This window comes from Pseudonocardia sp. HH130630-07 (genome assembly GCF_001698125.1).
Classification (GTDB): domain Bacteria; phylum Actinomycetota; class Actinomycetes; order Mycobacteriales; family Pseudonocardiaceae; genus Pseudonocardia.
The window spans coordinates 3,215,753-3,227,387 of record NZ_CP013854.1 but is presented as its reverse complement, the minus strand read 5'-3'; the positions used below and the strand labels follow the sequence as shown (position 1 = coordinate 3,227,387).

8 protein-coding genes and 4 pseudogenes are annotated in these 11,635 nt (G+C 72.3%); 3 read left to right on the top strand and 9 right to left on the bottom strand.

Translation table 11 applies throughout. The features are described from left to right. Position 1: 1 nt before the first annotated feature. The 7 genes and pseudogenes from yhjD to AFB00_RS31960 all read right to left on the bottom strand — a co-directional run bounded on the left by yhjD (position 2) and on the right by AFB00_RS31960 (position 7,781). A complete protein-coding gene (gene yhjD / locus AFB00_RS15670) occupies positions 2-1,063 on the bottom strand; it encodes an inner membrane protein YhjD (RefSeq protein WP_083275555.1) in 1,062 nt (353 codons plus the stop codon). A 48-nt stretch (positions 1,064-1,111) separates the two neighbouring features. Beyond that, positions 1,112-2,128, bottom strand: a complete 1,017-nt coding sequence (trpS, locus tag AFB00_RS15665; protein ID WP_068797851.1) for a tryptophan--tRNA ligase — start codon at positions 2,126-2,128, stop codon at positions 1,112-1,114. Between the two features lie 4 nt (positions 2,129-2,132). Then, positions 2,133-3,053: a winged helix-turn-helix transcriptional regulator gene (locus AFB00_RS15660; RefSeq protein WP_068797850.1), complete on the bottom strand. Its 921-nt coding sequence runs from the start codon at positions 3,051-3,053 to the stop codon at positions 2,133-2,135. A gap of 231 nt (positions 3,054-3,284) precedes the next feature. Further along, entirely contained in the window at positions 3,285-3,488 is a 204-nt protein-coding gene (locus AFB00_RS15655; protein WP_156819554.1) for a hypothetical protein, read from the bottom strand. Positions 3,489-3,581: 93 nt separating this feature from the next. Then, a complete protein-coding gene (locus tag AFB00_RS15650; RefSeq protein ID WP_442965806.1) occupies positions 3,582-6,251 on the bottom strand; it encodes a bifunctional FO biosynthesis protein CofGH in 2,670 nt (889 codons plus the stop codon). 87 nt (positions 6,252-6,338) lie between these two features. Continuing rightward, the gene (locus AFB00_RS15645) at positions 6,339-6,848 is read right to left on the bottom strand and encodes a YbaK/EbsC family protein (protein WP_068797848.1); all 510 of its coding nucleotides are present in this window, start codon (positions 6,846-6,848) and stop codon (positions 6,339-6,341) included. Positions 6,849-6,883: 35 nt separating this feature from the next. Further along, positions 6,884-7,781: pseudogene (locus AFB00_RS31960) on the bottom strand (IS5 family transposase). 136 nt (positions 7,782-7,917) lie between these two features. Between AFB00_RS31960 and AFB00_RS15630 the strand changes: the two are divergent. Both AFB00_RS15630 and AFB00_RS15625 read left to right on the top strand, forming a co-directional pair. Beyond that, on the top strand, positions 7,918-9,021 hold the full coding sequence (locus AFB00_RS15630; RefSeq protein ID WP_197520039.1) for an IS110 family transposase: 1,104 nt from the start codon (positions 7,918-7,920) through the stop codon (positions 9,019-9,021). A gap of 448 nt (positions 9,022-9,469) precedes the next feature. Further along, positions 9,470-10,264: pseudogene (locus tag AFB00_RS15625) on the top strand (IS481 family transposase); the annotation flags it as partial. A 16-nt stretch (positions 10,265-10,280) separates the two neighbouring features. Here the strand turns inward: AFB00_RS15625 and AFB00_RS15620 are convergent. Beyond that, positions 10,281-11,150: an IS5 family transposase gene (locus tag AFB00_RS15620; protein ID WP_068795877.1), complete on the bottom strand. Its 870-nt coding sequence runs from the start codon at positions 11,148-11,150 to the stop codon at positions 10,281-10,283. 31 nt (positions 11,151-11,181) lie between these two features. Between AFB00_RS15620 and AFB00_RS31955 the strand changes: the two are divergent. Beyond that, a pseudogene (locus AFB00_RS31955) lies at positions 11,182-11,391 on the top strand (integrase core domain-containing protein); the annotation flags it as partial. Positions 11,392-11,418: 27 nt separating this feature from the next. Here AFB00_RS31955 and AFB00_RS33275 read toward each other — a convergent pair. Next, a pseudogene (locus AFB00_RS33275) lies at positions 11,419-11,634 on the bottom strand (transposase); the annotation flags it as partial. Position 11,635 lies beyond the last annotated feature (1 nt).

Below are 11,635 nucleotides of genomic sequence, written 5' to 3'. Positions count from 1 at the left end.
GTCAGCGCCGCCGGCGGCCCCAGGCCCGCACGCCCAGCACCCCGCCGACGATGCCCGCGGTGAGCAGCCCGGCCGACGCCAGCGCCCCCGGTCCCTCCCGCACGACGTACTGCGGACGGAGGACGGCGGGTGCCGGCAGGTCCCGCGGGCCCTGGTCGTTCTCCTGGGCGGTGGCCGCCCACGCGGTGACGAACAGCAGGAACCGGGAGGTGAAGAAGATGAAGACCAGCAGACCGAGGATCGAGCCGAACGCCGCTCCGGCCGCCGAGTTGGTCACCGAGCCCAGGTAGACGACCATCACCCGCTGCAGGACCGCGAACCCGACGGCGCCGAGCAGGGCCGCCTTCATCGCGCTGCGCAGCGCGACCGGCTCCCGCGGCAACCGGGCGATCACCCAGAGGAACACCAGCCAGTTGCCCGCGAGCACCAGCAGGAACGACGCGACCTGCAGCAGGAACCGGGCCCAGCCGGCCTCGCCGAGGCCGACCAGTCCGAGCAGGTAGGTGCCCAGCGCGCCGCCCACCGACGAGATCGCGAACGACGCGACCAGCGCCAGCCCGAGCCCGACCAGCGCGAGCAGGTCGAACGCCAGCCGCTTGATCATCGGCGGCGCGTCGTCGCGCTGCCCCCACTGCTCGGTGAGCGCCTCGCGCAGGTTGCTCATCCAGCCGATACCCGAGTAGAGCGCACCGACCAGACCGACCAGGCCGATCGCCCCGGCCCGGTTGATCGCGGTCTCGACGATGCCGCCCAGCAGCTCGCCGATCTGCCCCGGCGCCGCCGAGGCGATGCCGTCGCGCAGCTGCATCAGCAGCTCCGGGTTCCCCCGGAGCACGAACCCGGCCGCGGCGAACCCGACCATCAGCAGCGGGACCAGCGCCAGGATCGAGAAGTAGGTGATCGCCGCGGCGTAGTGGTCACCGTGGTTCTCGGTGTACCCCGCGCCGGCCCGGACGAGATGGTCGAGCCACGGGTGCTTCTCGCGCTGGCGTTCGAGGAAGGTCGGGCCGTCCTCGTCGTCGTCCAGCCCGTGCGCCGTCGTCGTCGGACGGTTGTCGGCCATCGCGTTCCCCCGGGGTCGCCTCGTGCTCGCCCACCCCGGGAGTGCCGGTCACACCGAGGGCGGGAGGAGTCCGATCCTCTCGTGAACCGCGGCCAGTGTCGCGCCGGAGACCTCGCGCGCCCGGGTGGCGCCCCGCGCCAGCACCCGGTCGAGCTCCGCCGGGTCGGCCAGGTAGCCGTTCACCTTCGCCGCGAACGGCTCGGCGAACCCGGCGACGATCTCCCCCAGGTCCTTCTTCAGGTCCCCGTAGCCGCGCCCGGCGTACTCCGTCTCGACCTCGCCGATCGCGCGGCCGGTCATCGCGGCGTTGATCGTGAGCAGGTTGGCGATCCCCGGCTTGTGCTCCGGGTCGTAGCGGATCTCGCGGTCGTTGTCGGTGACCGCCGAGCGGATCTTCTTCGCCGAGGTCTTCGGCGGGTCCAGCAACTCCACGATCCCCGACGGCGACGACGCCGACTTGCTCATCTTCGCCGTCGGCTCCTGCAGGTCGTAGATCTTCGCCGTGGCCTGCGGGATGTGCGCCTCCGGCACCCGGAAGGTCTCGCCGAAGCGGTGGTTGAACCGCTGCGCGAGGTTGCGGGTCAGCTCCAGGTGCTGGCGCTGGTCCTCGCCGACCGGGACCCGGTCCGCCTGGTAGAGCAGGATGTCGGCGGCCTGCAGGATCGGGTAGGTGAACAGCCCGACGGTCGCCCGGTCGGTGCCCTGCTTCGCCGACTTGTCCTTGAACTGGGTCATCCGGCCGGCCTCGCCGAAACCGGTGATGCACTCCAGGACCCAGCTCAGCCGGGCGTGCTCGGGGACGTGCGACTGCACGAACAGGCTGCACCGGTCCGGGTCGAGCCCGAGGCCGAGCAGCTGGGCCGCGGCGACCCTGGTCCGCCGGGCCAGCTCCGCCGGGTCGTGCTCGACGGTGATCGCGTGCAGGTCGACGACGCAGTAGAAGGCCTCGTGGTCCTCCTGCAGGGCGACCCACTGCCGCAGCGCACCCAGGTAGTTGCCGAGGTGGAACGAGTCGGCGGTCGGCTGGATCCCGGAGAGCACCCGGGGGCGGCGGTCGGCGGTCATGGGTTCATCGTCGCGCACCCGGCCGGCGCGGCGGGGCCGGGGACACCGATCTCCGGTCGAACGCCAGCCCGCACCGGTCGCAGGCCAGCCGCACCACCAGGATCTCGCCGCAGGCCCGGTGCCGGATCACGAAGTCGATCGGGGCGCCGTCGGCCCCGAACCAGCGGTGCGACCAGTCCACGAGGCAGGCGTGGATCGGGAAGGCCGCGCGCCCCTTGTCGGTGAGCCGGTACTCCCCCGTCCCGCGGCGCACCAGGACCCCGAGCTCGACGAACCGGCGCAGCCGGTCCGACAGCACCTCGGGGGAGATCCCCAGCTCGGCGACGAAGCCGTTGAACGAGCGGATCCCGGCCAGCGCCGCGCCGAGCACGGTCGCGCCCCACCGGTCGCCGACGATCTCCATGGCACCCGGCAGGAACGACAGCGGATCGACCGGCAGCGCGCCACGGGTGCGCCGCGGGTGCTGCCGGGGCAGCGCCTCGGGACCCGGCGCCCCGGGCGTCCGGTGGACCTCGGTGTCCCCCACGCCGACCACGGCGTCGCAGGCGGCGCAGCGCAGGAGCACCCCGGCGGACTCGCCGCAGCCCCGGTGCACGATCGCGGGCAGCGGGACGTCGCGGGGCACCCAGGTCTTCTCCCAGTCCCAGGTCGAGATCAGCAGCTTCCAGACGTCCTCACCGCGCGGGGTGAGCGCGTACTCCCGCCGTTCCCGGCCACCCTCCCGATACGGACGGGTCGTCAGCAGACCGGATTCGACGAGCGAGCGCAGCCGCCCGGACAGCGTGGCGTCGGAGATGTCGAGGGTCTCGCGCCAGCCCGCGTACCTGCGGGTTCCGAGGAAGGCGCGTTGCAGGATCAGCAGCGTCCAGGTGTCGGCCAGCAGCCCGAGACCACGCGCCACGGCGCCCAGATCCTGCGGCCGCACCTGCTCGCCTCCCTTGACCTGTTCCGACCATGATCGTAGCCTGGTCCTGACTCTGTCGATCGAAGCCGGGTGCGCCGCGGGGAGCGCGCACCAGGCCGGGCCCGCCGCGGCGGGTGGTCATCGGCAGAGGTGCGGACCGGCACCCGGGGGGTGGGGTCCGCCCGGCCACGGCCGGCAGGACGGGAGGCGGCGCAGAGGGGGACGTCGCCACCATCCCGCCGGCCGTGTGGCTCAGGGCCGCGTCCGGTCTCCGTCCGGCGGGGAGTCGGCGGCCGCGGGATCCTCGGGCGCCGGGTCCGGTGCACCGGCGGGCTCCACCGTCACGACGCCCTTGTCCAGGTCGATCGGCCCCAGCCGCCACTGCTCCCCGCCCTGTGCGGCGTCCGAGTCCTCGTGGATCCGCTTCCGCGGGAACATCTCTCCGAGTACGCCCATGCCGACCACGGTACGGACATCACGCCCCCGCCGGCCTCCTCCGCGCGGGCCCCCGCCCACGGTCCGCACCGCGGTGAGCGGGGGCCGGCGCGGTCAGGCCGGGGCGAGCGGCAGCATCCGGGGCCCCGACGGCCGGGCCGGGGTGAGCACCGACGGCTCGCCCCGGTAGGTCGTCGTGCGCTGCCGGACCGGGCGCCCGGCGGCGTGCGCGATCGCGGTCAGCTCCTCGACCGAGCGCTCCGAGCCGTTCTCCGACCCGGCCATCCGGCTGATGGTCTCCTCCATGAGCGTGCCGCCCATGTCGTCGGCACCACCGGCGAGGACCTGCCCGGCGAGCTCGTCCCCCAGCTTGACCCAGGACACCTGGACGTGGTCGATCCGCCCGTGCAGGGCCAGCCGGGCGAACGCGTGCACCGCCCGGTTGTCCCGCTCCGTCGGCCCCGGCCGGGCGATCCCGGCGAGGTAGATCGGCGCGTTGTGGTGCACGAACGGCAGCGGGACGAACTCGGTGAATCCACCGGTCCGGTCCTGCACCGAGGCCAGCGTGCGCAGGTGCCCGAGCCAGTGCCGGGGCTCGTCGACGTGGCCGTACATCATCGTCGACGAGCTCGCGATGCCCAGCTCGTGCGCGGTCGAGACGACCTCGATCCACTGCGACGCCGGCAGCTTGCCCTTGGTCAGCACCCAGCGGACCTCGTCGTCGAGGATCTCCGCGGCGGTGCCCGGGATCGAGCCGAGGCCGGCCGCCTTCAGCTCGGTCAGCCACTCCCGGATCGACACCCCGGCCTTCGCCGACGCCGAGACGATCTCCATCGGCGAGAACGCGTGCACGTGCATCCCCGGCACCGCCGCGGTCACCGCACGCACCAGGTCGGCGTAGAACGTCACCGGCAGCTGCGGGTCGATGCCGCCCTGCACGCAGACCTCGGTCGCGCCGTCCCGGGCGGCCTCCGCGGCCCGCTGCGCGACCTCGTCCAGGGAGAGCCGGAACGCGTCGGCGTCCCGCTCACGCTGGGCGAACGCGCAGAACCGGCAGCCGACGTAGCAGACGTTGGAGAAGTTGATGTTCCGGTTGACGACGTAGGTGACGTCATCGCCGTTGACCTGCCTGCGGACGTCGTCGGCGAGCCGGGTCAGCTCCCGCAGCGCGGGCCCCTCCCCGGTCAGGACGGCCATCGCCGCGGCCTCGTTCGCCGGGTCCAGCAGCGCGGCCGGGTCGGACGCGGCCAGGTCCAGGCCCGCGCGCACGTCGCCGTCGAGCCGCTCCGGGGCCCGTGAGCGCTGGGACGCCAGCTCGGCGGCGACCTCGTACCAGTCGCCGTAGACCGAGCCGAAGTCGCTGCGCCGGTCCTCGGTCCGGCCCTCGGTGTCGACGGCGGTGTGCAGGTCGGTCCGGCCGGTGGACGCGAAGCCGCCGTCCGGTTCCTGCCACGATCGGCCCTCGACGACGGCGTCCGGGGCGGCGAGCCCGTCCGGCGTCGCGAGCGCGGCGACGTGGCCGTGCAGCCGGGTGTCGATCCACGGCGACCCGGCCCGCACGAACTTCGGGTACGCGGTGAGCCGCTCGCGCAGCTCGAACCCCTCGGCCGCGGTCACCCGGGCCAGCTCGTCGACCGCGGGCCACGGCATCTCCGGGGACACGTGGTCGACGGTCACCGGGGACACCCCGCCCCAGTCGTCGATCCCGGCGCGCAGCATCAGCGCCTGCTCGTCGCCGACGAGGTTCGGCGGGGCCTGCAGCCGGACCTTCGGGCCCAGCACGATCCGGGCGACGGCGATGGTGGCGGCCAGGTCGCCGAGATCGGCGTCCGGATCGTTCGCCATCGCGGTGTCGGGCTTGGCCCGGAAGTTCTGGACGATGACCTCCTGCACGTGCCCGTGCGCCCGCGCCGCGGACCGGATCGCGAACAGCGACTCGGCCCGCTCGGTGCGGTTCTCCCCGATCCCGATCAGGATCCCGGTGGTGAACGGGACGCCGACCCGGCCGGCGTCGGCGAGCACGCGGAGCCGGACCGCGGGCTCCTTGTCCGGGCTGCCGAAGTGCGGGCCGCCCTTGGCGAACAGCCGCTCCGAGGTGGTCTCCAGCATCATCCCCATGCTGGCTGCGACCGGCTTGAGCCGGGTGATCTCCGCCCAGGACAGGACGCCCGGGTTCAGGTGCGGCAGCAGCCCGGTCTCCTCCAGCACCGCGATCGCGCACGCCCGGACGTAGTCCAGCGTCGAGTCGTAGCCCCGGGCCTCCAGCCACTCGCGGGCCTGCGGCCAGCGGTCCTCGGGCCGGTCCCCGAGCGTGAACAGGGCCTCCTTGCAGCCCTGTGCCGCACCCTGCCGGGCGATCTCGACGACCTCGTCGCGCTCCAGGAACATCGACTCGAGCCGGTGCGGGACGGTGGCGAACGTGCAGTAGTGGCACCGGTCCCGGCACAGCCGGGTCAGCGGGATGAACACGTTGCGGGAGTAGGTGACGACGCCCGGACGGCCCTCCTCGACCAGACCGGCGTCCCGGACCCGGCCGGCGTGGGTCAGCAGCTCGTCGAGGTGCTCCCCGCGGGCGGCGAGCAGGACGGCGGCCTCGGTGACGTCCAGGGTCGCCCCGTCACGGACCCGCCGCAGCGCCCGGCGCAGTGCCGACTCCGACGGGGCCGACTCCGACGGGGCCGACTCCGACGGGGCCGGTTCCGGGGGCGCGGGCGGGGTGCTGGCGGTGCCGGGATCGGTCGGTACGGTCCCGGCCGGATCGGGGGCAGCGGGAATGTCGGCCATGACAGCCACACTAGGTTTCCGGGCCCACCGGGGCGAGGTGTCCGATCCGGGCGGAGCATCACCGCGCGGGCGGGAATACCCGGGCCGCTACCCGACCTCGGCGGCCGTCCCGCCGGTGACCGCGACCAGCTCGGCGAACGTCGTCGGGAAGACCGAACGGGCGACGCCACCGGCCGCCCACACCCGCTCGTAGTCACCGAGGGCGACGTCGACCAGGGTGCGCACCGGCGCCGGGTGCCCGACCGGGGCGACCCCGCCGATGACCTGTCCGGTCGCCGCCCGCACGAACTCCTTGTCGGCCCGGCCGACCCGGGTGACGCCCAGGAGGCCGGCCACCCGTGCGGTGTCCACCCGGTGCCGGCCCGACGTCAGCACCAGCAGCGGCTCGCCGTCCGCGTCGAACACCAGCGAGTTCGCGATCTGGCCGACCTCGACCTCCAGCGCCGCCGCGGCGGCGGCCGCGGTGGTCACCGCGTCCGGGAGCAGGACCAGCCCGGCGATCGAGGCCGGGTCGGCTCCGGCCCGGCGCAGCGCCTCCTTGACGGCGGCGACCCTGGGGTGGTCGGCGGGGTGCTCGGGTGCGTTCACGCCCTCCATCCTCGCGGTGCGTGCCGGCGCTCTCCGCACCGGTCCTAGGGTGTGTCTCCCAATGCGCGGAGCCAGGTGACGATCGCCTTCAGGACGGCGCCGCCGCGGAAGGTCAGGGCGAGCTTGTCGTAACGGGTGGCCAGCCCGCGCCACTGCTTGACGTGGCAGAACCCGCACTCGACGACGTTGCGGTTTCGGTAGTCGACCGGATCGAATGCGGGCGGTCGGCCGCCGCGTGAGCCCCGTCGTTTGCGGTGTCCCTGCTGGTCAGAGGGCTCCGGAATGACAGCGATGATCCGGCGCTCGCGCAGGTGCCGGCGGATCGCGCGTGAGGAGTAGGCCTTGTCCGCGCGCACGCGTTCAGGCCGGGTCCGGGGTCGTCCCGGGCCCGGTCGGGCGATGCTCAGGCGCGCCATCAGGTGCGGAAACATTGGCGAGTCGCCGCCCTGGCCGGGGCCGAGGAGGACCACCAGCGGGCGGCCGTGCCCGTCAACGAGCTGGTGGATCTTCGTCGACAGCCCTCCGCGGGACCGTCCCAGCGCGTGATCTGCTGGTTCGGCGAGCAGATTCGTGTAGTTCGATCCGGCCCCCTATGTCGCGCTTGAGGGTCGCGGCGTGCTGGTGGGCACGGATGATCGTGGAGTCCACGCTGACCGCCCACCCGAGCACCTCGGCGGCGTCGGCCTCGACCAGAAGAGCAGCCAGGATGTGGTCCCAGGTGCCGTCGCCGCTGTAGCGGCGGTGCCGCTTCCACAACGTCTGCCACGGCCCGAACTCGGCTGGGACGTCGCGCCAGGGAAGCCCGCACCGATACCGGTAGATGATCCCCTCGAGCACCCGGCGGTCATCGCGGAACGGGCACCCGCGACGACCCTCGGAAGAGGGCAACAGCGGCGCCAGACGGGCCCACTGGACATCAGTCAGGACAGCGGTACGCGGCACCGATCAAGCATCGCGCACCCCGCTCCGCCTATCTGGGAGACACGCCCTAGACCGTATGGAGGCCGGCGCCTCCGCTCGTAAGTTGGCGCGGGTCGCCGTCGTTGGGTGACGGTGCCGCATTTACGGGGAGGCGCCGGTGTCGGGCGAGGGTACGTGGGTCGGGTTGGACGTCCATGCGCGATCAGTGATCGGTTGCGCGATCGAGGAGAGTGCAGCTGAGATCCGGACGCAGCGGATCGGGGCGCGGACTGAGCAGATCGTGGAGTGGGTGCGTGCGCAGCCCGGTCCGGTGATGGCCTGCTACGAGGCCGGCCCGACCGGATTCGGGCTGGCGCGGGCGCTGCGGGCCGCGGGTGTGGCCTGCGAGGTCGTGGCGCCGTCGAAGATCGAGCGACCGTCCGGGGACAAGGTCAAGACCGACCGGCGCGACGCGGAGCGGCTGGCGCGGTTGCTGCGGATCGGTGAGGTCCCCGGGGTGCGGGTCCCGACCGAGGCCGAAGAAGCCGCCCGGGACCTGGTCCGGGCTCGCGAGGACTGCCGCAGCGACCTGATGCGGGCCCGCCACCGTCTCTCCAAGCTGCTGCTGCGCCAGGGCCTGGTCTGGGACAACACCGCCTGGACCGCCGCGCACGAGGTCTGGCTGCGCAGTCACCACTTCGACCGGCGCGGTGTCCAGCTCGCCTTCGACGAGGCCCTGGATGCGGTGTTCACCGTCCATGCCCGCCGGGCTCGGCTCGACGCTGCGATCGTCGAGATGGCCGCCAGCGACCCGGTGTTGGCCGGGCCGGTCGGGCGGCTGTCGTGTCTGCGGGGCGTCTCGACGCTGACCGCGACCGGGCTGTGCGTCGAGGTCGCCGACTGGCACCGGTTCACCGGCGCCACCATCGGCTCCTACCTCGGGCTGGTGCCCTCGGAGTTCTCCTCCGGGTCGCGGCGGGTCCAGGGCGGGATCACCAAGACCGGTAACTCGCATGCCCGGCGGCTGCTGGTCGAAGCGGCCTGGCACCACCGCCGCCCGCTGCGCCCGAGCCGGGAACGGGCCCGACGCGCCGATGGGCAACCCGCCGTGGTCCGCGACCGCGCCGACGCCGGGAACCGGCGCCTGCACCAGCGCTGGACCCGCTTGGACCACCGCAACAAGCGACCGACCGTGGCTGTCGTCGCGGTCGCCCGCGAGCTCGCCGGCTGGTGCTGGAGCCTGGCCACCCTCGAGGAAACGGCCGCAGCGAGAACCGGCTGAGCCTCTGGCTCGGCCGCCACAGACCCCGGCGGGAGTCGGGAGAGGATGCAGGCAGCGCGAGGAGCGACCCGCGATACAGCTATGAGCAGCTCAGCCCCGATCAGCTCGGGACGAGGCGACGCTCGCCCCTAGACTCGCGGAACGCTCCCGACGAACACCCGGTCATGCGGTGACCAACCCGCGTATATCAGTCTGACCGCGCGTCGAGCCGACACGCCTCCACCCACCCGGCCCCGTCGGGCCCACAACCGCCCTGAGCAGCCCCGATACCAGATATCGAGGGGCCGATCACCCCTGCCCACTTGACAGAAGTGACCTCCATATCAGGTGTGATGTCCATGGACGTTGTTCCAGGTTGAGCTGATGACGGCCTGTCGCTGAGACAGGCGAGGACCCCCGGTTGTGAAGTGGAGCTGTCTAGGAACCGCTTCACCAACCGGAGGCCCTTGTGACCCACGCTAACGCTGCGCTGACTCCGCGTGCCCGGCTACGGCTGGCCCGTCTGATCGCCGACCAGGACTGGACCTGCTCCACCGCGGCCAGAATGTTCATGGTCGCCCCTCGCACCGCCCGAAAGTGGGCTGACCGCTACCGCGCCGAGGGCCCGCCCGGGATGGTCGACCGCAGCTCCCGACCACGGTCGATGCCGGCCAAGACCCCGCCGAGGCTGGTGAAGCAGATCGTGCGACTGCGGTGGCACCACCGACTCGGACCAGTACAGATCGGCGGCCGACTCGCTCTCGCCGCCTCGACCGTGCACGCGGTCCTGCGCCGCTGCCGGATCAACCGGCTCTCCCACATCGACCGGGTCACCGGCGAGCCCCTACGCCGCTACGAACACCCACACCCCGGCTCGTTGATCCACGTCGACGTCACCAAGTTCGGCAACATCCCCGACGGAGGCGGACACCGCTTCGTCGGACGCCGACAAGGCGCCCTGAACAAGCGGTCCACTCCCGGGCTGCCCAGGGGAACCGACTACAAGCCGCGCACCGGCAGAGCGTTCGTCCACACCGTCATCGACGACCACTCCCGCGTCGCCTACGCCGAGATCCACAGCGACGAGAAAGCCGACACCGCCACCGGTGTGCTACGCCGGGCCGTGGACTGGTTGAACGCCCGCGGCGTGACCGTCGAACGGGTCCTGTCCGACAACGGCAGCTGCTACCGCTCACACGCCTGGCGTGACACCTGCAGCGAACTGGGCATCACCCACAAGCGAACCCGGCCCTACCGGCCTCAGAGAGTGTTTGAGAAGATCATGTTGAGGGTGTGACTACGTACTTCTGCTGGCGTCGGGCGGGTTCGCCACGGGCGATGCGGCGGGTGATGGTGTTGATCGCCGCCCAGCGGATCATGGCCTCGGACACTGCGGGGTGGCGTTCGTAGTCGCGGGCCAGGCGGCGGTGTGCGGTGACCCAGGCCAGGGTCCGCTCGACCACCCACCGCCGCGGGAGGACGGCGAATCCGCGCTGCTCAGGCGGTTTGCGCACGATCTCGACGCTGGTGTGCAGGATCGTGGTCGCCCAGTCCAGCAGGCGCCCGGCGAACCCGGCGTCGGCGTAGACGAACCGCACCCTCGTGCGCAGGTAGAGGTCGAGCAGGATCGACTTGGCGCCATCGCGGTCCTGCACCGACGCCGAGCACACCATCGTGGTCAGCAGCAGGCCGAGGGTGTCGGTCACGATGAACCGCTTCCGACCGTTGACCTTCTTCCCGGCGTCATAGCCGCGGGTGTCCCGCCCGACCGTGTCAGCGCCCCTCACCGACTGCGAGTCGATGATCCCCGCGCTGGGTTCGGGGTCGCGGCCCTCATCAGCGCGTAGCTGACGGCGCACGATCGGGAGGATCTGCTCGGTGACCCTCTGCTGCTCCCACCGGTTGAAGTACCAGTACACCGTCTGCCACGGCGGGAAATCCACTGGTAGAGCCCGCCACGCGCACCCGGCGCGCACGACGTAGAGGATCGCATCCACCACATCACGGCGCGCGTGCTTCTCCGGCCGGCCTCCCGCCCCCGCCGCTGGCAGCAGCGGCTCGATCAACGCCCACTGCTCATCGCTGGTGTCCGAGGGGTACCGCCGCCTACGCCGAGCCACTCCTCCACGATGGACCACACCCGGACGCATCCAGCGCAGACACGCCGACCCTTCTCAAACACGCTCTCAGACCAACGGCAAGATCGAACGTTTCCACCGCACCCTCGCCGACGGGTGGGCATACGCCCGCTTCCACCCCTGCGAAACGGCTCGGCGAGACGCGCTCCCCGGCTGGCTGCACTTCTACAATCACCACCGGCCCCACAGCGCAACCAACGGCCTACCGCCGATCAGTCGCCTGACCAACCTGCCTGGACATCAGGGTCTGTAACAGGAACGGTGGTTCCGGCGTTGTTGGTCAGTAGTGCTCGGCGGACGGCCAGCGGTCACCGAACGTGATCGCGAAGGCGTTGATCACCGGCTTCCAGCGGATCGTCCACCGTGCGCGGCCTCGCCCGGTCGGGTCGAGGCTGCGGGTCACAAGATACAGGCATTTCAACGCGGCCGCCTCGCTGGGGAAATGCCCTCGCGCCCGTACCGCTCGGCGGTAGCGGGCGTTGAGTGATTCGAAGCTC

Excerpts from the sequence above, each read along its gene's own strand:
- yhjD (WP_083275555.1), bottom strand. The coding sequence starts at position 1,063 with ATGGCCGACAACCGTCCGACGACGACGGCGCACGGGCTGGACGACGAC.
- trpS (WP_068797851.1), bottom strand. The coding sequence starts at position 2,128 with ATGACCGCCGACCGCCGCCCCCGGGTGCTCTCCGGGATCCAGCCGACC.
- AFB00_RS15655 (WP_156819554.1), bottom strand. The coding sequence starts at position 3,488 with ATGGGCGTACTCGGAGAGATGTTCCCGCGGAAGCGGATCCACGAGGAC.
- AFB00_RS15650 (WP_442965806.1), bottom strand. The coding sequence starts at position 6,251 with ATGGCCGACATTCCCGCTGCCCCCGATCCGGCCGGGACCGTACCGACC.
- AFB00_RS15645 (WP_068797848.1), bottom strand. The coding sequence starts at position 6,848 with ATGGAGGGCGTGAACGCACCCGAGCACCCCGCCGACCACCCCAGGGTC.
- AFB00_RS15620 (WP_068795877.1), bottom strand. The coding sequence starts at position 11,150 with ATGCGTCCGGGTGTGGTCCATCGTGGAGGAGTGGCTCGGCGTAGGCGG.